This is a genomic window from Streptomyces sp. NPDC025651 (assembly GCF_055558735.1).
Window position 1 is genome coordinate 456,337 of the sequence record NZ_JBVHLZ010000007.1, and the last position, 26,522, is coordinate 482,858.

At 70.9% G+C, this 26,522-nt stretch carries 21 protein-coding genes; 6 read left to right on the forward strand and 15 right to left on the reverse strand.

Features of this window, described 5'->3' with window-relative positions; all coding sequences use genetic code 11:
- Positions 1 to 152: 152 nt before the first annotated feature.
- From ACZ4D5_RS26120 to ACZ4D5_RS26130, 3 genes are read left to right on the forward strand one after another with little or no spacing between them, the layout of a single operon-like run.
- Complete coding sequence (locus tag ACZ4D5_RS26120) at positions 153 to 1,199, forward strand: DUF3533 domain-containing protein (RefSeq protein ID WP_467774816.1); 1,047 nt, start codon at positions 153 to 155, stop codon at positions 1,197 to 1,199.
- Entirely contained in the window at positions 1,196 to 1,858 is a 663-nt protein-coding gene (locus tag ACZ4D5_RS26125; RefSeq protein ID WP_467774817.1) for an acetate uptake transporter, read from the forward strand. The genes ACZ4D5_RS26120 and ACZ4D5_RS26125 overlap by 4 nt, the downstream gene beginning before the upstream one ends.
- A gap of 54 nt (positions 1,859 to 1,912) precedes the next feature.
- The gene (locus tag ACZ4D5_RS26130) at positions 1,913 to 3,049 is read left to right on the forward strand and encodes an AAA family ATPase (RefSeq protein WP_467774818.1); all 1,137 of its coding nucleotides are present in this window, start codon (positions 1,913 to 1,915) and stop codon (positions 3,047 to 3,049) included.
- Between the two features lie 99 nt (positions 3,050 to 3,148).
- Here ACZ4D5_RS26130 and adhE read toward each other — a convergent pair whose 3' ends face one another.
- The 12 genes from adhE to ACZ4D5_RS26190 all read right to left on the reverse strand — a co-directional run bounded on the left by adhE (position 3,149) and on the right by ACZ4D5_RS26190 (position 18,159).
- Positions 3,149 to 5,755 carry a bifunctional acetaldehyde-CoA/alcohol dehydrogenase gene (gene adhE, locus ACZ4D5_RS26135; RefSeq protein ID WP_467774819.1) on the reverse strand — a complete coding sequence of 869 codons (2,607 nt, stop codon included), beginning with the start codon at positions 5,753 to 5,755 and terminating at the stop codon, positions 3,149 to 3,151.
- Between the two features lie 275 nt (positions 5,756 to 6,030).
- The gene (locus ACZ4D5_RS26140) at positions 6,031 to 7,110 is read right to left on the reverse strand and encodes a S1 family peptidase (RefSeq protein ID WP_467774820.1); all 1,080 of its coding nucleotides are present in this window, start codon (positions 7,108 to 7,110) and stop codon (positions 6,031 to 6,033) included.
- Between the two features lie 278 nt (positions 7,111 to 7,388).
- Positions 7,389 to 8,294 (reverse strand): slipin family protein, encoded by a 906-nt coding sequence (locus ACZ4D5_RS26145; protein ID WP_467774821.1) that lies wholly within the window; start codon positions 8,292 to 8,294, stop codon positions 7,389 to 7,391.
- Positions 8,295 to 8,440: 146 nt separating this feature from the next.
- Positions 8,441 to 9,346, reverse strand: a complete 906-nt coding sequence (locus ACZ4D5_RS26150; RefSeq protein WP_467774822.1) for a S1 family peptidase — start codon at positions 9,344 to 9,346, stop codon at positions 8,441 to 8,443.
- A gap of 263 nt (positions 9,347 to 9,609) precedes the next feature.
- Positions 9,610 to 10,422: a DUF1684 domain-containing protein gene (locus tag ACZ4D5_RS26155; RefSeq protein WP_467774823.1), complete on the reverse strand. Its 813-nt coding sequence runs from the start codon at positions 10,420 to 10,422 to the stop codon at positions 9,610 to 9,612.
- A 5-nt stretch (positions 10,423 to 10,427) separates the two neighbouring features.
- Entirely contained in the window at positions 10,428 to 11,729 is a 1,302-nt protein-coding gene (locus ACZ4D5_RS26160; protein ID WP_467774824.1) for an NtaA/DmoA family FMN-dependent monooxygenase, read from the reverse strand.
- Positions 11,726 to 12,826, reverse strand: a complete 1,101-nt coding sequence (locus ACZ4D5_RS26165; RefSeq protein WP_467774825.1) for an LLM class flavin-dependent oxidoreductase — start codon at positions 12,824 to 12,826, stop codon at positions 11,726 to 11,728. The genes ACZ4D5_RS26160 and ACZ4D5_RS26165 overlap by 4 nt, the downstream gene beginning before the upstream one ends.
- 29 nt (positions 12,827 to 12,855) lie before the next feature.
- Positions 12,856 to 13,830 carry an ABC transporter substrate-binding protein gene (locus ACZ4D5_RS26170; RefSeq protein WP_467774826.1) on the reverse strand — a complete coding sequence of 325 codons (975 nt, stop codon included), beginning with the start codon at positions 13,828 to 13,830 and terminating at the stop codon, positions 12,856 to 12,858.
- 10 nt (positions 13,831 to 13,840) lie between these two features.
- On the reverse strand, positions 13,841 to 14,593 hold the full coding sequence (locus ACZ4D5_RS26175; protein WP_467774899.1) for an amino acid ABC transporter ATP-binding protein: 753 nt from the start codon (positions 14,591 to 14,593) through the stop codon (positions 13,841 to 13,843).
- A gap of 29 nt (positions 14,594 to 14,622) precedes the next feature.
- Positions 14,623 to 15,516, reverse strand: a complete 894-nt coding sequence (locus ACZ4D5_RS26180; RefSeq protein ID WP_467774827.1) for an amino acid ABC transporter permease — start codon at positions 15,514 to 15,516, stop codon at positions 14,623 to 14,625.
- The gene (locus ACZ4D5_RS26185) at positions 15,500 to 17,296 is read right to left on the reverse strand and encodes an FAD/NAD(P)-binding protein (RefSeq protein WP_467774828.1); all 1,797 of its coding nucleotides are present in this window, start codon (positions 17,294 to 17,296) and stop codon (positions 15,500 to 15,502) included. The genes ACZ4D5_RS26180 and ACZ4D5_RS26185 overlap by 17 nt, the downstream gene beginning before the upstream one ends.
- Entirely contained in the window at positions 17,293 to 18,159 is an 867-nt protein-coding gene (locus ACZ4D5_RS26190) for an amino acid ABC transporter permease (protein WP_467774829.1), read from the reverse strand. Before ACZ4D5_RS26190 ends, ACZ4D5_RS26185 begins: the two co-directional genes overlap by 4 nt.
- Positions 18,160 to 18,666: 507 nt before the next feature.
- On the opposite strand from ACZ4D5_RS26190, the gene ACZ4D5_RS26195 reads away from it, so the two are divergent.
- Positions 18,667 to 19,626, forward strand: coding sequence for an ABC transporter substrate-binding protein (locus ACZ4D5_RS26195; RefSeq protein ID WP_467774830.1), 960 nt, complete (start codon positions 18,667 to 18,669; stop codon positions 19,624 to 19,626).
- A gap of 93 nt (positions 19,627 to 19,719) precedes the next feature.
- Here the strand turns inward: ACZ4D5_RS26195 and ACZ4D5_RS26200 are convergent, their stop codons facing one another.
- Positions 19,720 to 21,024, reverse strand: coding sequence for a DUF5685 family protein (locus ACZ4D5_RS26200; protein WP_467774831.1), 1,305 nt, complete (start codon positions 21,022 to 21,024; stop codon positions 19,720 to 19,722).
- A 288-nt stretch (positions 21,025 to 21,312) separates the two neighbouring features.
- Between ACZ4D5_RS26200 and ACZ4D5_RS26205 the strand changes: the two genes are divergently transcribed.
- Positions 21,313 to 21,762, forward strand: coding sequence for a cell division protein SepF (locus ACZ4D5_RS26205; protein WP_362327059.1), 450 nt, complete (start codon positions 21,313 to 21,315; stop codon positions 21,760 to 21,762).
- Positions 21,763 to 21,804: 42 nt separating this feature from the next.
- Here ACZ4D5_RS26205 and ACZ4D5_RS26210 read toward each other — a convergent pair whose 3' ends face one another.
- On the reverse strand, positions 21,805 to 23,001 hold the full coding sequence (locus ACZ4D5_RS26210) for an acyl-CoA dehydrogenase family protein (RefSeq protein ID WP_467774832.1): 1,197 nt from the start codon (positions 22,999 to 23,001) through the stop codon (positions 21,805 to 21,807).
- 270 nt (positions 23,002 to 23,271) lie between these two features.
- The gene (locus ACZ4D5_RS26215; RefSeq protein ID WP_467774833.1) at positions 23,272 to 24,897 is read right to left on the reverse strand and encodes an MFS transporter; all 1,626 of its coding nucleotides are present in this window, start codon (positions 24,895 to 24,897) and stop codon (positions 23,272 to 23,274) included.
- A gap of 228 nt (positions 24,898 to 25,125) precedes the next feature.
- On the opposite strand from ACZ4D5_RS26215, the gene ACZ4D5_RS26220 reads away from it, so the two are divergent.
- On the forward strand, positions 25,126 to 26,274 hold the full coding sequence (locus ACZ4D5_RS26220) for a mannosyltransferase family protein (RefSeq protein WP_467774834.1): 1,149 nt from the start codon (positions 25,126 to 25,128) through the stop codon (positions 26,272 to 26,274).
- Positions 26,275 to 26,522 lie beyond the last annotated feature (248 nt).

The following is a 26,522-nucleotide window of genomic DNA, read 5'->3' on the forward strand; positions in this document are numbered from 1 at the left end:
CTCACATCCCCCGTCTCCACCATAGACCAGTTTCGAACTCACGTACGACACGAATGTTCGATTGGCGGTTTCCGGGCACCCCCAGTCCGCTCCTGTCGTCCGTTCGGCCCATCCCACCTGCGGGAACGGCCGGGGCCCCCGAGCGTGGGGGCATGAGGTTCGCCGACGAATTGAAGAGCGCCGTCACTCCGCGAGCAGCCCTGCTCGTCATCGGCGTACTCGCCCTGCAGCTGCTGTTCATCGCCTCCTACGTAGGGGCCCTGCACAACCCGAAACCGAGAGACGTCCCCTTCGGTGTGGTCGCCCCGGGACCCGCGGCCGAGCAGACCGCCGACCGGCTGAAGAAGCTCCCCGGCGAACCGCTCGACACCCGCGTGGTCGAGAGCGAGGGCGAGGCCCGCCACCAGATCATGAACCGCGACATCGACGGCGCCCTGATCGTCGACCCGCGCGGCACCACCGACACCCTCCTGGTCGCCTCCGGCGGCGGAACCGCGCTCTCCAGGACCCTGACCGAGCTCACCGCCAAGATCGAGGGAGCCGAGAAGCGCGCGGTGAAGACCGTCGACGTGGCCCCGGCGTCGAAGCAGGACTTCAACGGGCTCTCGTCGTTCTACCTGGTCGTCGGCTGGTGCGTCGGCGGCTACCTGTGCGCGTCGATCCTCGCGATCAGCGCGGGGTCCCGGGCCGCCAACGTCCCGCGCGCGGTCATCAGGCTCGGCACCATGGCGCTCTACTCGATCGTCGGCGGGCTCGGCGGCGCGATCATCATCGGGCCGATCCTCGGCGCCCTGCCGGGCAGCATCATGGGCCTGTGGGGCCTCGGCGCCCTGGTGATCTTCGGGGTCGGCGCGATCACGCTCGCCCTGCAGTCGCTCACCGGCATCGTGGGCATCGGCCTCGCCGTCCTCCTCGTCGTCATCGCGGGCAACCCGAGCGCGGGCGGCGCCTTCCCGCTGCCGATGCTGCCGCCCTTCTGGGAGGCGATCGGGCCCTGGCTGCCGCCGGGCGCGGGCACCTGGGTGGCGCGCTCCATCGCGTACTTCGAGGGGAACGCGGTCACCGGGCCGCTCCTGGTCCTCGCCGCCTGGGCGGTCCTCGGCGTCGTCGTCACCCTCGCCCTGTCCGCACGGCGCAAGAACAAGAACAACGGCTCGATCGACCTGACCGGCACCAGCTACGGCAAGGGCATTGCGTGAACTTCCCGCACCGCACGGGCCCCGCGGCCCAGGCGGTCTCCGTCAAACGCATGGAGCCCACCGCGCAGGCCCAGCTGGGCCCGCTCGGACTCACCGGCTTCATCGTGGTCACGACGATCGCCACCGGCATCGACGCGGGCGTCTTCCCCGAGAAGCTCCTGCACTCGGTCGTGCCCCTGGTCGGCTTCTTCATCGGCGGGCTCGCGCAGCTGCTCGCCGGGCTCTTCCAGGCGCAGCGCGGCGACACCTGGCACGCCACGGTCTTCGGCGGCTTCGGGCTCTTCTGGATGGCGAAGGCGCTGATGCTGCTCTGGGTGCTTCCCGGCCTCGACCCGTCGCTGCGCGGCGACACGATGGGCCTGTTCACCCTGCCCTGGGTGTTCGTCGTCTTCGTGCTGTGGCTGGCCAGCTTCCGCATCCATCTGGCGCTGCTGCTCACCTTCACCTGCGTACTCGTCGTGTTCGTGGCGATGACCTGCAACGGCTTCACGGGCTCGGTCGGCTGGAACCGGGTCGCCGGCTGGTTCGGGCTCGGCGCGAGCGCCGGGGCGCTCTATCTGCTCGCGGGCCAGGTGATGGCGTCCACCTGGGGCCGCCCGGTCCTGCCGATGGGCCGCTTCCTGGCCCCGGACGCACCGGACGTACAGCCGGAGACGTGAGCCGGGAGGGCTTGCCGAGGGGGATTGTCAGACCCGGGTGCGAGGCTGAGACACATGATCCGCACACTCGCCGTCGAGAACTACCGCTCCCTGCGCAAGCTGATCGTCCCGCTGGACCGGCTGAACGTGATCACGGGCGCGAACGGCACGGGCAAGTCCAGCCTGTACCGCGCCCTGCGCCTGCTCGCCGACTCCGCCACGGGCGGCGCGGTCCCCGCCCTGGCCCGTGAGGGCGGCCTGCCGTCCGCGCTCTGGGCGGGCGAGCGCAAGGCCGAGCCCGCCGGCCTCAAACTCGGCTTCGCGGGCGACGAGTTCGGGTACGCGGTCGACTTCGGCGTCCCCGCCTCGGCCCCCGGCTCCCCCTCCATGTTCGCCCTAGACCCCGAGATCAAGCGCGAGTCCACCTGGGCGGGCCCGGTCCTTCGGCCCGCCGCGCTGCTCTGCGACCGCGCGGGCCCGGCCGTGCGCACCCGCACGGCCGACGGCGGCTGGCACCGCTCCCAGGGCATCAGGCCGTACGACAGCATGCTCAGCGAGTTCGCCGACCCCCAGCTCGCCCCCGACCTGCTCAGGCTCCGCGAACTGATCCGCTCCTGGCGGTTCTACGACCACGTGCGCACCGACGCCGACGCCCCCGCGCGCGCCGCCCGGATCGGCACCCGCACCCCGGTCCTCGGCCACGACGGCGCGGACCTCGCCGCGGCCCTGCAGACCATCCGCGAGATCGGCGACGACCAAGCGCTCGACGAGGCCGTGGCGGACGCCTTCCCCGGCAGCCGGGTCCGCGTCGTCGACAACGGCGGCCGGTTCGAGATCCAACTGCACCAGCGCGGCCTGCTGCGCCCGCTGGGCCCGGCCGAACTGTCCGACGGCACCCTGCGCTATCTGCTGTGGACGGCGGCGCTGCTCACGCCCCGCCCCCCGTCCCTCCTGGTCCTGAACGAGCCGGAGACGAGCCTGCACCCCGACCTCCTGCGCCCCCTGGCGGACCTGATCCTCACGGCGACGAAGGACACGCAGGTGGTCCTGGTGACCCACGCCGACCCGCTCGCCGAAGCGGTCTCCAAGGGCGCGGCCCGCCACCGGATCGACGTCAACTCCATAGAACTGGTGAAGGAGGCAGGACAGACGTCGGTAGCCGGCAGGGAGAGCCTCCTGGACGAGCCTCTCTGGTACTGGCCCAAACGCTGAACCCCGCGCCCTCGCTCAGGGGCGCGGGGTCCGGCGCCCCGTAAGGGGCGCGGGGAACTGCGCGACAAGCCACACACGACCCGCAGACGGCAGACCGGATCAGGCCCCCGTCCCGTCCCCGTAATACGCCTGCTTCATCAACCGCTCCATCTCGGAGAGCATCGGCATACGGGGATTGGCGGGCGCGCACTGATCCGCGTACGCGTTCATCACCTGCTGCGGCAACGCCTCCAGGAAGGCGGCCTCATCGACTCCCTCCTCCCGGAAGGAGGAGGGAATCCCGCACTTGGCCCGCAGCTCCTCGACCGCCCGGGCGTAGGACTCGACGCCCTCCTCCGCCGAGGCCGCCGGCAGACCCAGCGTCCGCGCGATCTCCTGGAACCGCTCGGGCGCCCGGTAGACCTCCGCCTTCGGCCAAGGCGTCGCCTTGCCGGACACCGTGCCGTTGTGCCGGATGACGTGCGGCAGGAGCAGCGCGTTGGTGCGCCCGTGGGCGACGTGGAACGTGTTGCCGAGGGTGTGCGCCATGGCGTGCACGAGCCCGAGGAAGGCGTTGGCGAAGGCCATGCCCGCGACCGTCGAGGCGTTGTGCATCTTCTCGCGCGCCTCGGGGTCCTTCGCCCCGTTGACCACGCACCGCTCCAGGTTCTCGAAGATGAGCTTGATCGCCTGGAGGCAGAGCCCGTCGGTGTAGTCGTTCGCGTACGCGGAGACGTACGCCTCGGTGGCGTGGGTCAGCGCGTCGAAGCCGGAGTCGGCGGTGACGGTCGCGGGGAGCTTCATCGGCAGGACCGGGTCGACGATCGCGACGTTCGGGGTGAGCGCGTAGTCGGCGAGGGGGTACTTCTGCGCGGCCTCCGGGTCGGAGATGACCGCGAAGGGGGTGACCTCGCTGCCCGTGCCCGAGGTGGTCGGGACGGCCACCATCTGCGCCTTCTCGCCGAGCCCCGGGAACTTGAAGGCCCGCTTGCGGATGTCGAAGAACTTCTCCTTGGTGTCCGCGAACTCGACCTCCGGGTGCTCGTACATCAGCCACATGACCTTCGCCGCGTCCATCGGCGAGCCGCCGCCGAGGGCGATGATCGTGTCCGGCCCGAAGTCCCGCATGAGCGCGGCACCGGCCCGTACCGTCGCCAGCTCCGGGTTGGGCTCGACGTCGTCGATGACCTGGACGGTGACGGGCTCGGGCCGCGCCGCGAGGATGTCGTTCACGCGGGCGACGAACCCGAGCGCCGACATGGTCTTGTCGGTCACGATCGAGACGCGCCTGATGCCCTCCATCTCCCCCAGGTACCGCAGGGAGTTGCGCTCGAAGTAGATCTTCGGCGGGACCTTGAACCACTGCATGTTGTTGTTGCGCCGTCCGATCCGCTTGACGTTGACCAGGTTGACCGCGGAGACGTTGTTCGACACCGAGTTGTGTCCGTACGAACCGCAGCCGAGGGTGAGCGAGGGGAGGAAGGAGTTGTACACGTCGCCGATGCCGCCGAAGGTCGAGGGCGCGTTGACGATGACACGGACCGCCTTGACGCGCCTGCCGAACTCCTCCGCGAGCTCCTCGTCCTCGGTGTGAATGGCGGCGCTGTGCCCGAGGCCGTGGAACTCGACCATCCGCGCGGCGAGTTCGAGGCCGTGCTCGGTGGTCTCCGCCTTGAGCGCGGCCAGGATCGGGGAGAGCTTCTCGCGGGTGAGCGGCTCGCCCTCGCCGACCTCCGCGCACTCGGCGACGATGACCGAGGTGCCCTCGGGGACCTCGAACCCGGCCTGCTCGGCGATCCACCGCGGGGACCTGCCGACGACGGCGGCGTTCAGCCTGGCGCCCGAGCAGTTGTTGGCGAAGGCGGTCGTGCCGAAGACGAACTCCTCCAGCTTGGTCTTCTCGGCCGCCGAGACGACGTACGCGCCGAGCCGACGGAACTCCGCGAGGCCCTCCTCGTAGATCTCCTGGTCGAGGATGACGGCCTGCTCGGAGGCGCAGATCATGCCGTGGTCGAAGGCCTTGGAGAGCACGATGTCGTGAACGGCCCGCCGGAGCTTGCCGCTTCGGGTGACGTAGGCGGGTACGTTCCCCGCGCCGACGCCGAGCGCGGGCTTGCCGCACGAGTAGGCGGCCTTGACCATGGCGTTGCCGCCGGTGGCGAGGATCGTCGAGACGCCCTCGTGGTTCATGAGAAGGCCGGTGGCCTCCATCGAGGGCTCCTCGACCCACTGCACGCAGTGCTCGGGCGCGCCGGCCTCGATCGCGGCGTCCCGCACGATCCTGGCGGCCTCGGCCGAGCAGTTCTGGGCGCTCGGGTGGAAGGCGAAGACGATCGGGTTGCGGGTCTTCAGGGCGATGAGGGCCTTGAAGATCGTGGTCGAGGTCGGGTTGGTCACCGGGGTCATCGCGCAGACGACGCCGACCGGTTCGGCGATCTCGGTGATGCCGTTCAGCTCGTCGCGGGAGATGACGCCCGCGGTCTTCAGGCCGCGCATCGAGTTGACGACGTGCTCGCACGCGAAGAGGTTCTTGACGGCCTTGTCCTCGAAGAGGCCCCGCCCCGTCTCCTCGACCGCCTGCCGCGCGAGCTCCCCGTGGTGACTCAGCGCGGCGAGGGAGGCCTTCTTGACGATGTGGTCGACCTGCTCCTGGTCGTACGACTCGAACCGTTCGAGCGCCACGAGGGCGCCCCGCACGAGTCCGTCCACCATCTCCTTGGCCTGCATGGCGGGTACTCCTTCGTCGAGACCTTTTTCTGTGCTGCTCCAATTCGACACCTTTACGTTCCACTGGAGCGCCCGAAAAAGGCCTCATCAGGCAGGCAGAAAGTCCCTTCGGGCCGCACAGGAGATCTCAAGAAGCAGCTCTGACCTGCGCGAACATTGCGGGACTTAGGACCCTTGAGCGCTTGTGAATGTTTTCACAAGGATTACGGAAAAGCCCCGCCCCCGGTCTTCCGGGGGCGGGGCTCAAAGCTTCGTACAGGAAGCTTCGTACAGGCTCAGCCGATTTCCGCTCCGTAGGCCGACAAGGCCTCCGGCACCGGCTGGAAGAAGGTCTCGCCGCCGGAGGAGCAGTCGCCGCTGCCGCCCGAGGTGAGGCCCAGCGCGGTGTCGCCCGCGAAGAGCGCGCCGCCGCTGTCGCCGGGCTCCGCACAGACCGTGGTCTGGATCAGACCGTCGACCTGGCCCTCCTGGTAGTTGACGGTCGCGTCCAGCTTGGTGACCTCACCCTCGTGGACCTGGGTGGTGCTGCCGCTGCGCGTCACCTTCTGGCCGACCGTGGCGTCCCCGGCCTTGCTGATCGCCTGGGTGCCGCCGTAGAGGTTGACCTCGCTCGGGTGCGGGGTGTCGGCCGTGTACTTCACGATGGCGTAGTCGTTGCCCGGGAAGCTCGACTCCTCCGTGGTGCCGATCTCCTGGCCGCCCTGCGAGTCGGACCAGCTCTTGACCGAGTTGCCGCAGTGGCCCGCCGTCAGGAAGTAGGGCTGGCCGCCCTTGACGACGTTGAAGCCGAGCGAGCAGCGCGAACCGCTCCCCCAGATCGCGTCGCCGCCGGCGATGAAGGCCTTGTACTCGCCCTTGCTGTGCTTGAGTTCGGCCTTGCCGCCGAGGCTCTTGACGATCGCGCCGACCTTGTCGAGCTTCGCGCCCTTGACCGTGCGGTCCGCCGTCACGACGATCTTGTTCGTGGTCGGGTCCATCGCCCACGAGGTGCCGGGCACGGCCGCCTTGTCGTCGAGCGTCGCGCGGGCGCTCTTCAGCTCGGCCAGGGAGTTCTCGACGATTCTGGCCTTGCCGCCCGCCGACTCGACGGCGTCCGCCGCCCTCTCGTTCAGCACGTTCACGACGAGGGACTTGGCCTTCGCGTCGTAGTACGTGCCCGCGGCGTCCGCGCCGAGGTCCTTGGTCAGGGACGAGGCGAGCGATCCGGCCTTCGCCACCGAGAGGGTGTCCGGCGTGGGCTCCGGGGAGTTCTCGCTCGCGTTCGCAGTCTGGAAGGTGATTCCCGCGGCGATCAGCGCGGCGATGCCCGCGCCTGCCACGGCGGCACGCCGCTTGGGTATGCGTCGGTGCTTCAAAACTCACGACCTCCTGTGGGGGGATCGACCCGTCCGGTGTGGGGCCGGGTGGGCCGCAGGGCTTACGCGGCACGGAGTTGCCACGCTGAAGAAGCCGCGTCCATGCCAAATTGGCCTCGCCCACTATCCCGATGCCCTCCAGTCGCACACAAGGTCTACTTCAGGACGCGCACGCGGCAACTGCCGCACGCCCCCCGCCCGTTGGGTGATCTCGATCTCGCCACGTCGGTTCCCGCTGCAAACACCGCGCGCAAGGAACGATCGCCAGGGGGTGAGGACTAGTCCTGTCTGGTTCTCGACCCTTCAGAGGGGCCCGACTCTCCGACTTCCGCCTCCCGCGCTCCGGATTCCGGCAGCTTCGCGGGGTCCGCAGCGGGCTGCTGCGGCAGCTTCGCGGAGTCCGCCGCGGGCTGCTGCGGCAGCGCCTGCTGGGCCCGTTCCAGGAAGCGGAGCAGCTCCACGGGGAAGGGCAGGACGAGGGTGGAGTTCTTCTCGGCGGCGACGGCCACCACGGTCTGCAGCAGGCGCAGTTGGAGGGCGGCGGGCTCCTCGGCCATCTCGTGCGCGGCCTCGGCCAGCTTCTTGGAGGCCTGGAGTTCGGCGTCGGCGTTGATGACGCGGGCGCGGCGCTCGCGGTCGGCCTCGGCCTGCCGTGCCATGGACCGTTTCATGGTCTCGGGCAGCGACACGTCCTTGATCTCGACGCGGTCGATCTGCACGCCCCAGCCGATGGCGGGGCTGTCGATCATCAACTCCAGGCCCTGGTTGAGCTTTTCGCGGTTGGACAGCAGGTCGTCCAGGTCGCTCTTGCCGATGATGGAGCGCAGCGAGGTCTGCGCCATCTGCGACACCGCGAAGCGGTAGTCCTCGACCTGCACCACGGCCTCGGCGGCGTCGACGACCTTGAAGTAGATGACGGCGTCGACCCGCACCGTGACGTTGTCGCGCGTGATGCCGTCCTGCGCGGGCACCGGCATCGTCACGATCTGCATGTTCACCTTGCGGAGCCGGTCCACGAAGGGAACGATCATGGTGAACCCCGGTCCGCGCACCGACCGTTGCAGCCGACCGAGGCGCAGCACCACGCCCCGTTCGTACTGTTTGACGACGCGCGCCGCCGCCATCAGGTACACCGCTCCGACAGACCCGAGGGTCACTCCCGCTGCCACCAGCTCCTCGACCATGCCGGCCCCCCAGGGTCCGAATTGGGCGTGTTGGGCGTCCACTTCGAAGGTAGCTCGCTCCCCGGGGATAGGGCGAGCCCCCGCCCGGAAGCCGGGCGGGGGCTCATCCTGCCGCCGGCCACGGTCTCAGTGGCCGAGCGCGGGTCTCAGTAGACGCTCACGTTGTACGCGCGCAGCGCCTCGGTGACCGGCTGGAAGAAGGTCGTGCCGCCGGACGAGCAGTTGCCGCTGCCGCCGGAGGTCAGACCGAGCGCCGTGGAACCGGAGTACAGCGGGCCGCCGCTGTCGCCGGGCTCGGCGCAGACCGTGGTCTTGATCATGCCGTAGACGACGTCGCCGCCGCCGTAGTTGACGGTCTGGTTCAGCGCGGTGACCCGGCCGCTGTGCGTGCCGGTCGTGGAGCCGCGCCGGGTCACGTTCTGCCCGACGGTGGGGTCGGCGGCGCGCGTGATGTCCTGGCTGCCCACGGTGCCGGACTTGGTGATCGAGGTGTTGGTGTACCGGACGATGCCGTAGTCGTTCGTCGGGAAGCTGGAGCCCGACGTGGTGCCGAGCACGGTGGTCTTCGCCGAGTTGGCCCACCAGGTGGTCGCGCCGTCGGTGCAGTGCCCGGCGGTCAGGAAGTAGTAGGTTCCCGCGCTGTTGCGCACGTTGAAGCCGAGCGAGCAGCGCCAGCTGGACGCGTAGATCGCGTCGCCGCCGGAGATGTACTTCTGGAACTTGCCGGGGGTGCGCTGGATCTTCAGGGCGTCCGCGTTGGACCCCGCCGCTTCCTTGATCCTGGCGATCTCGGCCTTGGAGACCGTGCTGTCGGCGGTGACGACGACCTGCTTGGTCTTCGGGTCCACGCCCCAGGCGGTGCCCGCGACATCGGCGTCGAGCACCGCGTCGTTGGCCTGTTCCAGCTGTGCCGCACTGAAGGTCGCCGCGCCGTCCTGGGCGTTCGCCGCGGGCACGACGAGCGCTCCTGCGGCCACGAGTCCGCTGGCCACCGCGATCAGACGCGTGCGTCTCGCTATGCCACTGCGGCGGGTGGTGCGCTTGATCCTCACGTTTGTTCCTCCCGAGGGAAGTCAGTGGGTCCTTGTGGGTTGAGGACCCGTGAGGCGCAGCCAAAGAGCAAGGCGAATTCCGGTTACGCCGTGCTCCTGACAAGCGCTGCTCGGGAGTATTGGGGGGCGGGACAGGCCGCACAAGGGCGTCTTTCGGCCGCCGACCGATACACGTCGACCGGCCCCGGTGGGTCTCGTACCTCTCGTACGCCACCGGGGCTCGGGTCGCCGGCCTCCGTGCCGAAGCCGTCCGTTCTGACGAGTCAGCGGTCCAGAAGGTTCCGCTCTCCCGCCGCGATCTCGGTGACCAGGGTGTTGCCGGGCGGCGGGAAGGGGCAGATGAAGTGGTCGGCGAAGGCGCACGGGGGCAGCAGCGACCGGTTGAAGTCGACCGTGGTGCGGCCCTCCGCGTCGGGCGCCGCGGGCCGCAGGAAGCGGAAGCGGTAGCTGGAGGTGCCGCTGGTGGCGTCCGCGAAGACGGCCCACAGGGATCCGTCGCCCTCCACCGCCACCTGGAGGGTGTGCTCGACTCCCCCGAGCCGGAAGGAGAGTTCGCCGCCGAGGCCGAGGCCGCGCTCCTTGCCGTCCGCGTTGCCGACCGTGACGGTGCGCTGCTCGTCGTACGGCGTGAAGCGCCCGGGCACCGCCCAGCGGGCGTCGTGGGGCGTGGCGTCGATGCCCTTGAAGGCGCGGCGCGCGGCGGCGTCCGGGTCGAAGTCCCGTACCGCCCACAGGCCTTCGCGCCACAGGACGACCAGGCGGCGCCCGCCGTGCGCGACGCGCGCCTCGGTGACGGGGCCGGAGTCGGCGGCCAGGCGGGCCTGTCCGGTCAGGGGCTGTCCGTCGACGGTCAGGCCGTCGCCCCGGCCCGCGGTCAGGACGACCGCGTCGGACGTCTCGGTCCACTGCCCGGGAATGCCCGGAAGGTGCCCGTCCGGGTGGTCCGCGAGCCAGTGGGTGCCGGTGAGGGAGAGCGGCCCGTAGGGGGCCGATACCGTCTCCGTGCGCTGCTCGTGCCAGCGCTTCCAGTCCTGTGCGGCCTCGGCGTCCGCGACGGCGTCGTGTTCGGTGCTCATGATCATCAACCCTTCCATACGGGCTCGCGCAGCCCGAGGTGGGAGCGCAGCGTCGCGCCCCGGTATTCCGTGCGGTACACGCCGCGCTCCTGGAGCAGGGGCACCACCTTCTCGACGAAGTCGTCGAGCCCGCCCGGCGTCAGATGCGGTACGAGGATGAAGCCGTCGGCGGCGTCGGTCGCCACGGACTCCGCGAGCTCGGCGGCGACCGTGTCCGGTGTGCCGATGAAGGACTGGCGGGCGGTCGTCTCGATGACGGTCTGCCGGATGGACAGGCCCTTGGCCTCGGACAGGGCCCGCCACTTCGCGGCGACGGCGAAGGGATCCCTGATCTTGACGCGCCCCTGCACCAGCTCCGAATCCGGGTCCGGGTCGATGTCGGGCAGCGGCCCTTCGGGGTCGTACGCGGACAGGTCCACGCCCCACACCTGCTCCAGGGCGAGGATCGCGTTCTGCGGCGAGACCTGCTTGCGGCGGATCTCGGCGGCCTTCTCCTGGGCCTCGGCCGCGGTGTCGCCGAGCACGAAGGTGACCCCGGGCATGATCTTCAGGTCGTCGGGGTCCCGTCCGTACGTCGCGAGGCGGCCCTTGACGTCGGCGTAGAAGGCGCGGCCCGCCTCCGGTGTGCCGTGCCGCGTGAAGATCACGTCGGCGGCCGAAGCGGCGAACTCCCGCCCCTCGGGCGAGTCCCCGGCCTGGATCACCACGGGGTGCCCCTGCGGGGAGCGCGGCACGGTGAACTCGCCCTCGACCGTGAAGTGCCGCCCCTGGTGCGCGAAGGGGCGCGGCCGCCCCTGCGGGGTCCAGGAGTCCCACAGCTCGCGCGCCGTCGCGAGGAACTCGGCGGCGCGGGTGTACCGATCGGCGCGGTCGAGGTAGCCGCCGCGCCGGAAGTTCTCGCCGGTGAAGGCGTCCGAGGTGGTGACCACGTTCCAGGCGGCGCGGCCCCCGCTCAGATGGTCCAACGAGGCGAATCTGCGGGCCAGTTCGAAGGGTTCGTTGAACGTCGCGTTCACGGTGCCCGCGAGGCCGAGCCGCTCGGTGACGGCGGCGAGCGCGGTCAGCACGGTGAGCGACTCGGGCCGCCCGACGACGTCCAGGTCGTGGATCCGCCCCTTGTGCTCGCGCAGACGCAGCCCTTCGGCGAGGAAGAAGAAGTCGAACAGACCGCGCTCGGCGGTGCGGGCGAGCGCCGCGAAGGAGGAGAAGTCGATGTGCGAGCGGGACCTGGGGTCGGTCCACACGGTGGTGCTGTTGACCCCGGGGAAGTGGGCGGCCAGATGCACCTGCTTGGGCCCCTCGGTCATGACGGCTCCCCCACGAGTGACGGCTCCTCCACGAGCGCGGCGTAGCGGTTGGCGGGCCGGGCGAGCCCCAGGTGCTCCCTGAGCGTGCTGCCCGGATAGAAGGTGCGGAACAGGCCGCGGTGCTGGAGCAGCGCGACGGTGCCGTTGACGAGCCGCTCCAGGTCGCGGCGCGGCTCGACGGGCGTGAGGTGGAAGCCGTCCACGGCGCCCGCGCGGTGCCAGTCGGCGATCAGGTCGGCCAGGTCGACGGGCCCGCCCCGGTAGGAGGGCCCCTCGGCGGTGGGCAGCGACCCTCCGCCGTGGCCCGGCTCGGCGGCACACTCACCGCCGCCGAGGTCGACGACGAGGGCGGCAAGCACCCGCAGCGTCCGCGGGTCGCGCCCGAACCGCGCGGCAAGGCCCCGCAGTTCGGCACGCGCGGCGTCGGCACGCTCGGCGGACGCGACGCGCACGAGGGCGACGTCCGCGTGCCGGGCCGCGGTCTCGCGGGCCTGCGGCGCGGTCGCGTCGACGACGACCACGGGGTGGCCCTGCGGTGGCCGCGGCACGATGGAGGGGCCCTTCACCGAGAAGGAGCGGCCCACGAAGTCGACGTGGTGCAGCTTGTCCCGGTCGATGAAGCGGCCCGTCGACTCGTCCCGTATCTCCGCGTCGTCCTCCCAGCTGTCCCACAACCGCCGGGCGACGTCGGCGACTTCACCGGCCTCGTGCCACAGCTCCTCGCGGGGCGCGGCACGGCGCCGTCCGAAGAGCCTGGCCTCGGCCTCGGTCGCCGACACGTCGACCGTCCAGCCGGCCCGCCCGTGGCTGACCCAGTCGAGGGTCGCCACGGCGGCCTGCACGTGGAACGGCTCGGTGTGCGTGGTGGTGACGGTCGGCACGAGTCCGACGCGCCCGGTGCCGGGCGCGATCCTGGCGGCCACGGCGAGTGCGTCGAGTCCGGGCCGCGCGAAGGAGTCCCCGAGGGTCACGAAGTCCAGCGCCCCGTGCTCGGCGAGCAGCGCCAACTCGCCGTAGGAGTCGGCGTCGTAGGCCTCGTTCTGGTCGATGGCGGCGGCGAGGTGGAGGGGTCCGCGGCCGGGTACGTGGTGGGTCATCGGCTGAACCTTTCTGTGCAGGCGGTCGGCTACGGTTTCGGCAGGCCCGGCGGATTGATCTCGGACTTCTTCACGGCCTCGCGCGAGAGCCCCCACCGCTTCAGGACCTTCGCGTAACTCCCGTCCCTGATCACGTGGTTGAGAGCCGCGGCATACGCGTCCGCAAGCCCGCTCCCCTTCTTCGTGGTCGCGGCGATCTCCCCCTGCAGCGCCGCGCCCCCGCCGGAGAGCGAGCCGACCACCTTCGTCTGACCGGCGGAGGCCACGTGGTACGAGACCGCGGGGCTCGGCCCGAGATACGCGTCGATGCGCCCCGACTGCAGGGCCAGGTAGTAATCGGAGTCCTTCTGGAAGTACTTGATGTCGACCGGCTCGCGCCCGGCCTTCTCGTTCCGCCTGCTCCAGTCGACGAGGATCTTCTCCTGGTTGGTGCCCGAGGAGACCGCGACGGACTTGCCCGCCACGCCTTCGGGCCCCTTCACCGTCCAGTCGGCGTCCTTCTTCGCCTCGAAGGCGATGTTGTCGAGACGGTAGGTCGCGAAGTCGTACTTCTCCTTGCGCTCCTCGGTCACCGTGACATTGCTGAAGACGCCGTCGAACTTCCCGCTGTCCAGACCGACGAAGAGGTTCTCCCAGGAGACCTGCTCGAACCTCGGCTCAAGGCCGAGGGTGTCGGCGACGAGGATCGCGAGGTCCACCTCGGAGCCGATCCGCGTCTTGTCGTCGGTGGCGTAGAAGCCGAGCGGAGGGGCCGAGTCGGCGCCGCCGCCGAGCCGCAACGTCCCCCGTTCCCGGACCTCCTGAGGCACGAGCGCGGCGATCGACGCGACCTTCCTGCCGCGTACGCGGTGCTGGTCGGGCCCGATGTCGACGGACCCGACCTTCTCTGTGCCGGGCCGTCCGCCGCCGGTCGCGGCGTCGCTGTCACCGCCGCAGGCGCCGAGCAGGGGCGCGGTGGCCAGCAGGGCGAGGGCGGCGGCGAGGGTGGTGCGTCGGGAATGCATTCAGGGGCTCCTAGAGGACCTTGGAGAGAAACGCGCGCGTACGCTCGTGCCGCGGGGATTCCAGTACGTCGCCGGGGGCACCGCGCTCGACGACCCGGCCGTCGTCCATGAAGACGACCGTGTCGGCGACCTCCCGCGCGAAGCCGATCTCGTGCGTGACGACGATCATCGTGGTGCCTTGGCGCGCCAAGTCCTTGATGACGTCGAGGACTTCACCGACCAGCTCCGGGTCGAGCGCGGACGTCGGCTCGTCGAAGAGGAGCAGCTTCGGCTCCAGGGCGAGCGCGCGGGCGATGGCGACGCGCTGCTGCTGCCCGCCGGAGAGCTGCTTGGGGTAGGCGCCGGCCTTGTCGGCGAGGCCGACCCGGGCGAGCAGGGCCTCGGCGCTCGCGACGGCGTCCTTGCGGGGCCGCTTCAGCGCGGAGACGGGCGCCTCGACGATGTTCTCCAGGACGGTCAGATGCGGGAAGAGGTTGAAGTTCTGGAAGACGAAGCCGATCCGCGTGCGCTGCTTGAGCACCTCGCGCTCGCGCAGCTCGTACAGCTTGTCCCCGGCACGGCGGTAGCCGACGAGCGCGCCGTCGACGCTGACCCAGCCCCCGTCCACCTTCTCCAGGTGGTTGATGGTGCGCAGGAGCGTGGACTTGCCGGACCCGGAGGGCCCGAGGACGACGGTGACCTCGCCCGCGGCGACCTCCAGGTCGACGCCCTTCAGCACCTCCAGGGAGCCGAAGGACTTGCGGACGGAGCGGAGTTCGACCATGGCGGTCTTCGTGTCGGCGATCTGGGCGCTCATCGCGCGGCCCCCTTGGAGAAGTGACGTTCGACGTAGTGCTGAAGGACGGAGAGCGCGCTGGTCAGGAGGATGTACCAGACGGTGGCGACCATCAGGAGCGGCACGACGCGGCCGTTGCGGCCGTAGATGACCTGCACTTGGTAGAAGAGCTCACCGATCGCCATGACGGAGACGATCGAGGTGCCCTTGAAGAGGGAGATGATCTCGTTGGCGGCGTTCGGCAGGATCGACCGCATCGCCTGGGGAAGAACGATCCTGCGCAGCTGCCGCGCCCGGGGGATGCCGAGCGCGGCCGCGGCCTCCGACTGGCCGCTGTCGACGGCCAGTACGCCCGCCCGCACGATCTCCGCGGCGTACGCGGCCTGGTGCAGGGCGAGTCCGAGGACCGCGGCGCCCATCGCGCCGACCAGCCCCATGGTGTCGAAGGAGAAGAAGCCGGGCCCGAACGGGATGCCGAACCGCAGCTCCTTGTAGAGGTAGGCGAGGTTGAACCAGAACAGCAGCTGCACGATGAGCGGGATCGAGCGGAACGCCCAGACGTACGCGAAGGCCACCGACCGCAGGAAGGGGCTCGCGGAGAGCCGCATGAAGGCGAGGACGATGCCGAGCGCGAAGCCGAGTGCCGTGCCGTAGAAGGTCAGTTGAAGGGTGACCCAGACGGCCTTGAGGATCACGTCCGCGGTGAAGAACTCGGCGAACACGCCCCACTCCCAGGCCGGGTTGGCGACGAGTCCGTGCGCGAACTGCGCGACCAGGACGGCGGTCGCGGCGACGGCGGCCCACCGCCAGGGGTGCCGGACGGGCACGACCTTCAGGGCGGCGTGGTCGTCACCTGCCGGCCGCGTGGCCCTGTCGCCTTCGCTGACGGGTGGATCACTGGTCAGGGACATGGGTTCCTCGGGTCGTGGAGGTGCGCAGGAAGTCGAGTACGGCGCGCGCGGTGGCGTCGTTCTGCCGGAAGGTGGGGCTGTTGGTCCGCGGCCGGGTGAACGCCCCCGCGCCGCGCGCGTTGGTGTGCGGGCCGAGCGCGAAGCGGCGCGGGTGCGGCACCCCCGCGCGGTCGAGCACCCGCCCGTCGACCGGGTCGACGGCGAGGAGTCCCGCCTCGGTCGACGCGGCCCCCTCGGCGCGCAGCGCGCGAAGGAGCGGGTCCTTGGTGCGGTCGAGGGTGGGCTGCGGCAGCCGCGCCTCGACGAGCGCACGGGCCTCGGTGACCTGCCCCGGCAGGGTGGGGCTCTGCGCGCGGAACACCCCGTCCTCCGCGGCCACATGGACGTCCGCGCCGAGGAACCGCACGACCCCGGCGCGCGAGAGGGCGAGCAGCTGCCGCAGCCGGGGTCCCGGCGGCCCGGACGCGAGGTAGCTGAAGAACCCGTGCCACCACTGCCCCACGTCCCCGAGCCGCACCACCTGCCCGTAGACGGAGAGCAGTCCGAGGAAGACGGCGAGGTCGGGGCTGTGCCCCGGGTCGTGCCTGCGCGTCAGGTCGCCCCCGATGTACCCGCGCAGGCCTTCCTGCAGCGCCTCGTACGAGGGGTACCGCACCCCGGCCAGGGGGTGGTCGAGGGCCGTGAGGTCGAGCCGGTCCGCGGGGTCGGGCACGGCGGAGGCGACGAGGGCGTCCAGTTCGGGGCTGCCCGGCGCGCAGGCCTCGTACTTCTCGTCGAAGTCCGGCCAGGGGGTCCTGGTGCGCTCGGGGTGCGCGGTGAAGAGGCGGTGGTAGTGGGCGAAGCCGAGCTCCTTCTCGATGAGCGGCCAGACGTCCCGCCGGAAGTCGAAGCCGCCGGGAAGCGCGAGGAGTTCCTCGATCTGGCGCGGGCCCAAGTACCGCGGCAGCGGCGGCCGTTCACCCTCCCAGTCGTAGCCGATCTTCGAGTGGTAGGGGACGCCGCGCCGTGACCCGACGTACAGGACGGGCTCGCGCCCCGAGGGCACGTACGTGTCCCCTTCGTGCCGTCCGCCGCGCCCCTCGGTGAGCAGCACCATCAGGTCGACGAAGGCGAGCCCGAAGCCGCGCACGATGACGGGCGCGCCGGGCGCGAGCCGCGACAGGTCGCTGTCGGCGGTGAAGTCGGGGGGCAGGTGCACGAGGCCGTTGGCCTCGGCGTAGGCGGCCAACTCCTTCTGCTCCTCGTCGAGTTCGGCGTCAAGGTGGCCTTGCGCGAGGATGACGAGGTCGGCGGCGAGCGGCTCCTCGACGCCGTCGAGCAGCACCTCCTGGCGGGTGTCACGCGCCCCGGTGACGCGCAGCGCCCTGCGCCGGTGGTGGTGGACGGCGACGCCCTTCGGCAGGGCGGCCACGGCCTTCTCGTACACCCAGCGCATGTAGCCGCTCTGTTCGCGGCGGCCGAGGAAGGCCCGCCCGTCCCGTCCGGTCCACTCGTGGAGCGCGGGGCCCGGCAGGACGGGGCCCGTCACCTCCACCGTCTCGTCGGTGAACATCGTGACGTCCTGGGCCTGCGAGTTCATCCAGAGCAGCGGCGACTGGTCGTGTCGCCAGATGCGCCCGCCGCCCGGCGGATAGGGGTCGACGAGGTGGATGTCGAGCCCCTCGACGCCCGAACCCCCGCCGCCCGAACCCCCGTACAGCTCGGGCGCGTTGGCGCCGATGCGCTCCAGGATGCCGGTGGCGCGCGGGCCCGCGCCCACGATCACCAGGGAGCGCCTCACCGGGCACGCTCCGAGCCGCGCGCGTAGTGCCGCTCGACGTAGTACTGCCCGACACCGAGCACCGAGGTGACCACGACGTACCAGAGGGTGGCGACCATGAGGAGCGGGATGACCTGGTAGGTGCGGTGGTAGACGAGCTGCACGGAGTAGAGCAGGTCCTGCACGGCGATGACGGAGACGATCGAGGTCCCCTTGAGCGTGCCGATCAGCATGTTGCCCGCGGGCGGCACGATGGACCGCATGGCCTGCGGCAGCACGATCCGCCGCCAGCGGCGCCACCGCCCGAGCCCGAGCGACTGCGCGGCCTCGATCTGCCCGCGGTCGACGGAGAGGATGCCGCCGCGCACGACTTCGGCGGCGTACGCGGCCTCGTGCAGGGTGAGTCCGATGACGGCGATGGTGACGGGACCGAGCAGATTCACCGTCTTCACGCCGAACAACTCCGGGTACAGCGCCCCGATGTTGAACCAGAACAGCAGCTGCACCAGGATCGGCATCGACCTGAAGAACCAGACGTACCCCCAACTCACCGACCTGAGCACGGGGTTGGCGGAGAGCCTGGCCATGGCGAGCAGCGTGCCGAGTGCGAAGCCGAGCGCCATGACGAGGGCGGTCAGCCAGAGCGTGAGCCCGAGGCCGCGCAGCACGGACGCCGAGGTGAAGTAGTCGGCGACGACGTCCCACTGGAACGCCTCATTGCGTACGACGGAGTTGGCCACCAGCGCGAGCAGCACCAGGACGACCGCGGCCGCCGTCCACTGCCCGGCACGGGGCCGCGGCACGATGCGGGGCGTGGCGTCGAGCCCTTCGGGACTACCGGGTGGAGGGGCGGTCGCGACTTTGGCGAGGGTGTCGGAAGACATGCGGAAGGCTCCGTGGATACAGACGATCGAACACGGGTGACGCCTTCACACGGACCGAGCCCCTCAGCACGATCCGCCCTCGACACTACGGGGCGCTTCACGTCCACTGTCAAGACTGTCCAGGATATGAGCCGTACGTCTCACGGCAGTTGACGCGGAAACGGATGCCTGTTCCACTTAGCTCATGCATCCGCAGCAGTGGCTGGTCACGCGCTCCCACATCGACTTCGGTCGAGTGTGGTCGGCGTCTTGTTGATGCCCTCTTGAGCCGACCCCGCCGCGCGTCACGCACCCCCTGCGCATCACGCACCCGCTGAGCCCTTCGGGCCCGTCGGAGTTCGGCTCCCGCGCGTCTTGCCTCTCCAACGTCCGTGCTCCCGCACGCCGTTGAGCCCGCCTTCACACGCGTACGTCACCGCTCTCACGCCTCTCGCGTCCTGAGCGGCGGCACCCCTCCCCTCGTACGTCCGCTTCGCCCTGCCCTGCCGAGCTGGAGAACGCCACGCCATGAGCACGCCCCCGCATCCGCGCCGCCTCCCGGCGGCCTTCGCCCTGATCACCGCCGCCACCCTCGCGCTGACCGCCTGCGGCTCCGGCGACTCCGGGCAGACCGCGTCGGGCGCGGCCCCGGCCGGCGACAGCGCGAAGATCCCGACCACGGACGTGGTGTCCTCCGTCAAGAAGAACGGGGCCGCGGCGGACCTGCTGCCCGCGGACGTGCGCGAGCGGGGCACGCTCGCCCTCGCCTCCTCCGTCGGCGGCACCCCGCCCGGCGCGCTCTACCTGGAGGACGGCAGGACGATCGTCGGCCAGGACATCGACTTCGCGGACGCGGTCGCCAAGGTCCTCGGCCTGAGGCTGAAGCGGGAGGCCGCGAGCTTCGAGGCGATCCTGCCCGCCCTCGGCAGCGGCAAGTACGACCTGGGCACCGGCAACTTCGGCGTCACCGACGAACGCCGCAGGACCATCGACTTCGTCACGTACATCAACGACGGCCAGGGCTTCGCCGTCCGCAAGGACAGCAAGCTGAAGAAGGTCACCGACTTCGAGCAGCTGTGCGGCCTGAACGTGGCGACCGGCGCGGGCACCACCTTCGAGGTCACTCTTGAGGACAACAAGCACGTCTGCGAGGACGCGGGCAAGAAGCCGTACAGCGTGAAGACGTACGCCGAGCAGAGCGCGATCTGGGCCGCGCTGCAGCAGGGCCGCGCCGACGTGGTGATGTCCACCATCAACGGCCTGCGGTACGCGGTGAAGCAGCAGGAGGGCCTGAAGTTCCTCGGCGAGTACCACCGGCTCGACGTCGGCTTCGCCTTCAAGAAGGGCACGAAGCTGGCGCCCGCGTTCCGGGCCGCGGTCGATCAGCTGATCAAGGACGGGACGTACGACCGCATCCTGAACAAGTGGGGCACCCAGGGCTCGGCGATCGAGAAGTCACGGATCTCCCCACCGGAGATCAAGGACTGACCGGCCGGATCTGCCTCGTCACGCCGTCGGACTCCTGCGGGTTCGTCGTGGCTTGTCGCGCGGTTCCCCGCGCCCCTGCGGGGCGCGGCCCGTTCACAGCCCGCAATCGCAGCACGCACAGCACTCGCAGCACGAGCAGCAGCCCGCGTCGCCGCAGTCGCAGTTCGAGCAGCACCCCTCGCGCTTCTTGCGCGACCAGGGACCCTCGTACTCGTCGGCGCAGCACATCTTGCACGTACAGCACAGCCCGATGGCGACGGCGCACCCCGCCCAGAAGCCCCGCCTGCCCGGCTTCGGCGGCTTCCCGAAGTCGGGCCCGCCACCGAAGCCACCGGGGCCACCCGGCCCACCCGGCCCACCCGGAACAGCGGGCCCACCGCCTCCGTACGGATTGCCACCCCCGTACGGATTCTGCGGGCCGTACGGACCACTGGAGGGAGGTCCGTACGGCCCGCCCTGTTGTCCGTCGTGCTGTCCGCCGCCCTGCGGCGGCCCGAAGGACCCGCCCTGATGGGCCGTCACCTCATGGGTGTGCCCGCACGCGTCGGTGCCGAAGGCCCGGTCGATCGACCGGCCCAGCTCGTGCGCGAGCAGCAGGTGCGCGAGCTTGCCGTCGGTGAACTCGGCGTCACGCAGCGCGAGCCGGATGCCGTGCAGCGCGTCGTCGGCCAGCCGCCGCGCCTCGGCCAGGGACGTGCCGGTCGCGGCGAGCGGGTTCCACGCACCCGACGCGGCGTCAGCTTCCTTGTCCTCCACGGCGTCGAGCAGGTGCGCGAGGCGGCCGAAGAGCCGGCCGGCCTCGGCGAGCGGCTCCGCGTTGCCGGGCCGCCCGGCGAGCACGGCGGTGTGCGCGAAGGCCGCGGCGGTCGCCGTCTCGGTCGGCTCGGTGACCGCGAGCAGCGAGGTGCCGGGGCCCGCCAAGGCCTCGACGCCGGCCTGCCGTTCGACGGCGTCGACCAGAACCGCCGTGTCGAATCCCACATCGGCGCCGGTCCGCGCCCCCGCCTTGTCCCAGCTCCTGGCCACGCGCCGGGCGGCGACGGCCACCGGCCTGCGGGCGAGCAGCCCGTCCCCGTCGACGACATGGTCACGGACCTTGGCCGACGCGAGCACCAGCGAGACGGCGGCGGCGAGCCGCGCCCCCTCGCCCTGCGCGACGGAGGCCGTGCGCATCCCGCGCAGCGGACAGGGCCCCGCGGTGCGCCGCCACCCGGTGGCCCGCTCGGCCTGAGCCTCCGTCAGAACCGAGATGATGAGCCCGTCGTAGTTGGTGACGACGCGGGCGAACTGCCCGTGGTCACCGCGCAGTGCGAGGCAGAGCCCGCACAGGTGCGCCATCCACTGCGTCTTGAGTCCTTCGCCGAGACGATGACTGCAGGGCCGCACGATTCCGAACAAGACGACTCCCCCGAGAGCCCGATGTCGATCAACTCCGGCATCGTAGAGGGTCTCGTTCACCCGGACGCACCGACCGTCACCCATACGCCGTGAAGAATCATATTTCACTCTCCGTCAGCAGCCGTACACGGCAATACCCTTGGAGTGCCACGTGCGTCGGCGTGTTGACTCTGCACCAGTACCGTCACGAAAACCCCGCGCGGCGACTATCCACTTGGCGCACCATCCGCATCATGGACGACCATAGGGATGCGGAACGCAGGGAAACCGCTGTGAGAGGAGGCGTCCATGGGATCGGTGCGCAAGGCGAGTGCCTGGCTTGGCCTCGTCGACGACAACAACGACGAGCGTTACTACGACGACGGCTACGAAGACGACCGGACTGAGGGGCCCGACCAGCCGGAGGCCTGGGTCACCGACCCGCGGGTGCGGGTGGCGAGCGAGACGGCCGAGGAGCAGGGACACCGGATCGGGACCGTGACCCCGGACAGCTTCCGGGACGCGCGCGGCATCGGCGAGCTCTTCCGGGACGGCGTCCCGGTCATCATGAACCTCACGTCCATGGAGCCCACCGACGCCAAGCGCGTAGTCGACTTCGCGGCCGGCCTCACCTTCGGTCTGCGCGGTTCGATCGAGCGCGTGGCGACGCGGGTCTTCCTGCTCACCCCCGCCGACACGCAGATCGTCAGCGGCGAGGCCGCGAGCCGTCCCTCGGACGGCTTCTTCAACCAGAGCTAGGGGCAGGGCCGCTCACCGGAGCCGGACCCGTGGCCGGACCGGTCACCGGAAGGCGTCGAGACCGGTGAGCGCCTTGCCCAGTACCAGCTGATGCATCTCGACGGTGCCCTCGTAGGTGAGCACCGACTCGAGGTTCGTCGCGTGCCGCATGACGGGGTACTCGAGCGAGATCCCGTTGGCGCCCAGGATCGTCCTGGACGTGCGGCAGATCTCGATCGCTTCTCGTACGTTGTTGAGCTTGCCGAAACTGACCTGCTCGGGACGGAGCCTGCCCGCGTCCAGGCGCCGCCCGAGGTGGTGGGCGAGCAGGATGCCCTTGTGCAGCTCGACCGCCATGTCGGCGAGCTTGGCCTGGGTGAGCTGGAAGCCGCCGATGGGCCTGCCGAACTGCTCGCGGGTCTTCGCGTACTCCACGGCCGCCTCGAAGGAGGAGCGGGCCGCGCCCATGGCGCCCCAGACGATGCCGTACCGGGCGTGGGAGAGACAGCTGAGCGGGCCCTTGAGGCCGACGACCTCGGGGAGCACGGCGTCGGCGGGCAGCCGCACCTCGTCCATCACCAGCTCACTGGTGACGCTCGCGCGCAGCGACCACTTGTGCTTGATCTCGGGCGCCGAGAACCCGGGGCTGTCCGTCGGCACGACGAAACCGCGGATCCCGTCCTCGGTCTGCGCCCAGACGACGGCGACACCGGCGACCGACCCGTTGGTGATCCACATCTTCCGCCCGCTGAGCACCCAGTCGGTGCCGTCCTTCTTGGCGTGGGTCCGCATGGACGCCGGGTCGGAGCCGTGGTCGGGCTCGGTCAGGCCGAAGCACCCGATGATCTCGCCGGCCGCCATGCCCGGCAGCCACCGCTGCTTCTGTTCCTCGGAGCCGAACTTCCAGATCGCGTACATGGCGAGGGACCCCTGCACCGAGACCAGGGACCTGATCCCGGAGTCGGCGGCCTCCAGCTCCAGGCAGGCGAGCCCGTACTGCACGGCGCTCGCACCGGCGCAGCCGTAGCCCTGAAGGGACATGCCGAGCGCCCCGAGGGAGCCGAGCTCGCGGGCCAGCTCGCGGATGCCGGGCAGCTCGCCCTTCTCGTACCAGTCGGCGACGTGCGGCAGGACCCGGTCCGTGGCCCAGGTGCGCACGGTGTCACGGATCGCGAGGTCCTCGGGGTCGAGGAGGTCGTCGATGCCGAGGGGGTCGGTGGGGTCGAAGGGCGGCAGAGGGGTGCGGGCACTTGCGGACATGCGGGCCTCCGGCGGCACAAAACTAGCAGTGGTAGTTAGCTACGGCTCGCGCTGACGTTACGACGGAGTGTCCCGCACGTCCAGAGCGGCTCGGGCCCCCTCAGGGGCGCGGGGCTGTGCCCATATGCGGCTCCGCCGCGCGGGCGCGACCAGCTGCTGAGCGCCTACACCCGAAGCCCCCCACCCCACGCCCCCCTGAACCTCAGCCATCCACCCGCCCTGAAAGGGCGGGCGGGTGGGGAAAGCCTTGGCCGAAGGCCAGAACGCACCTCAGCGAAGCGACTCGGCCCCGACCCCCGCGGGGTCACGGGGCGCCGGCACCCCCTGCTCAAGCCGCGCCGCAGGCGCCCCGCACTCCATGGCCCGCGGCAGCTTCAGCGCCGCGAGGGCCCCGATGAGCAGCAGCCCCGCGCTGACCAGCAAGGTCACGTGCAGCCCGTGCACGAAGGCGTCCCGGGCAGCGGCCCGCAGGGCGTCGCCCGCCTCGCCGCCGAGCCGCGAGGCGACCCCGTAGGCCTCGCCGAGCGAGTGGCTCGCCGCGGCGCTGTCCGCCGCCGGCACGCCGCGGACGGAGGAGAGGCCCGGCGCGTACGCCGCGTTCATGACGCTGCCGAGCAGGGCGATGCCGATGCCCGCGCCCAGCTGGTACGAGGTCTCGCCGATCGCGGCCGCCCCGCCCGCCTGCGACGGCGGCGCCTCGCTGAGCATCGACTCGTACGCGCCGAAGAGCGTGGTCTCCAGGCCGAAGCCGAGCAGGACGAAGCCGGTGAGGAGCAGCACGTCGTTGGCGTGGCCGCCCATGCCGGTGAGGAGCACCACGGCGAAGGCGGTGAGGCAGAAGCCGGCGCAGACCATCGCGCGCGGGCCGAAGCGGCTCAGGAGCTTGGATCCGGCGAGGCCCGCGGCCATCGCGGCGATGGTGAGGGGCAGCAGGCGCAGCCCCGTCTCCAGCGGGGACAGGCCGAGGACCAGCTGGAGGTACTGCGCGGCGATCAGTTCCAGGCCCACCAGGGCGAGCATGGCGAGGACGATGCAGCCGACCGACGTGCTGAAGGCGGGGCGCGCGAACATCGACAGGTCGACCAGCGGGTGCTTGCGCCTGCGCTGTCTGCGGACGAAGCCGACGAGCAGGACGGTGCCCACGGCGAGGGAGACCAGGGTGGTGGCGCCGAGCGGCGACTCGCCGCCGCCGAGCCGCTTCACGCCGAGCACGACGCCGAAGAGTCCGGCCGCGGCCATCAGCGCGCCGGTCACGTCCCACGGCCCGTCGCGGTCCCCGGTGGACTCGGGCAGCAGCCAGCGTCCGATGGGGAGGCTGACCAGCATCAGCGGGATGTTTATGAGGAAGACCGAGCCCCACCAGAAGTGCTCCAGGAGGAACCCGCCGAGCAGCGGTCCGACGGCCGCGCCCACGGCGGCCACGGCGCTCCAGATGCCGATGGCGACGGCCCGCTCGCGCCGGTCGGGGAAGACCTGGCGCAGGATCGAGAGCGTCGCGGGCATGATCATCGCGCCGCCGACGCCGAGCAGCGCCCGGGCCGCGATCAGGACCTGCGCGTTGTCCGCGAGGGCCGCGACCGCCGAGGCGACGCCGAAGAGGGCGTATCCGAGGAGGAGCACGCGTCTGCGCCCGACGCGGTCGCCGAGCGTGCCGAAGAGGATGAGGAGCGAGGCGCAGACCAGCGGATAGATGTCGACGATCCACAGCAGCTCGATCGCGCCCGGCTTCAGGTCCTCGGTGACCGCGGGCACCGCGACGTGCAGCACGGTGGCGTCCACGGCGACGAGCAGCAGGCTGACGCAGAGGACGACGAGCACGACCCAGCGGTTGGCCCCGGCACCGGCCCCGGATCCCCGACGGCCCTGCGATGCTGCGGCCGTGGTCGTCCCGGACATGTGCGTACCTCCCAGTGATCCCTCGCATCGGCGGCCTGCGGGATAGAACTCCCTGCTCCGGCGGCGCAGACAAGGCGAGTGAGCCGTCAGAGTACGCGAGTTCACGCCTGGGGCGCGTGGCGGACCTCTCACGGTTGCACGGATGCGGTGTGGCGTACGCCACGCCCCCACCCTTCGTCCACGCCCCTGGCGGGCTTCCAGTTCCTTCGACGGCCGATAATCGAGCCCGTGACCGATCTTGATCAAGACCTCCCGCCGGGCCGTGCGGACCACGCGCTGCGCCGTGCGGCGCCCGCGCTCCTCGTGTACGCCGGGGTGCGTGCGCTGGGTCTCGCCGTGCTCGCGGTGTGGGGCGCGGTGGCGGGCAAGAGCCCGCACACGCTGCTCACCGCCCGCTGGGACTCGCTCTGGTACACCCGCGTCGCCGAGCATGGGTACGGCTGGGAGGTGACGCTCCCGGACGGCAGCGTCCACTCGAACCTCGCGTTCTTCCCGCTGCTGCCCTGGCTGGAGCGGCTCGTCTCGGCGGTGAGCCCCTTGTCGTACGCCGACGCGGGGCTGGTGGTCAGCTGGGTCGCCTCACTCTTCGCCGCCGCGGGGATCTTCGCGGTCGCCGACCATGTGTACGGGCGCCGGGCAGGGATCTGCGCGGTCGGACTCTGGGCGGTGCTGCCCGTCGGCATCGTGCAGTCGATGGCGTACAGCGAGTCGCTGTTCACGGCGCTTGCGGCCTGGTCGCTGTACGCGGTGCTCAGGGGCCGCTGGGTGTGGGCGGGCGTGCTCGCCTCCTTCGCGGGTCTGACCCGGCCGGTCGGCGCGGCGGTGGTCGCCGCGATCTGGGTGACGGCCGCCGTGCGGATGTACCGGGACCGGCGGGCCGACCGGCGCATGCTCCTCGGCGTGCTCCTGGCCCCGCTGGGCGCCGCGGGCTATGTGCTCTGGGTCGGCCACCGCACCGGCGGCGGCCTCTTCGGCTACCTCGACGTGCAGGCGGGCTGGGGCAACGGCTTCGACTTCGGCTACGCCTTCGCGCGCTTCGTCGGGGAGAAGTTCACGTCCGTGCCCGGGGCTCTCGCGGGGATCGGCCTGATCGTGGGCGTCGCCCTGGTCGTGTGGCTGTACGTCATCGGCGTACGGCAGAGGCAGCCGCTGCCGCTGCTCGTCTACTGCGGGATCGTCGTCGCGCTCGCGCTGTGCGCGGCCGGCTACTTCGGCTCGAAGCCGCGGCTCCTGCTGCCCGCCTTCCCGCTCCTGCTGCCGCTCGCGGTGGCGCTGGCCCGGCTGCGTACGTCCAGGTCGGCGCTGGTCCTGGGGGGTGTGGCCGTGGCGAGCGCGGTGTACGGGGCGTTCTGGCTGCACGGCTCGGGCCCACCGTGATCACGTCATGATCATTTCGGCGCCCCCGGCGACCGGCCGGAAAATTCCACGCCAGGCACCGGTGAACGAATTCATAAGACCCATAAAACGGCGCCGAAAATGATCAACGAATTGAGTAAGGGAGCGCCGGGGAAATGAGGATTCCCAGGGGGATTCCCGGGGAATAAACTTCGACCTGAGATCAATCCCACATCACATCGTCATCACAAAGCCACTGATTCGGCCTAGTGCCGCACTCACTCGCTGTA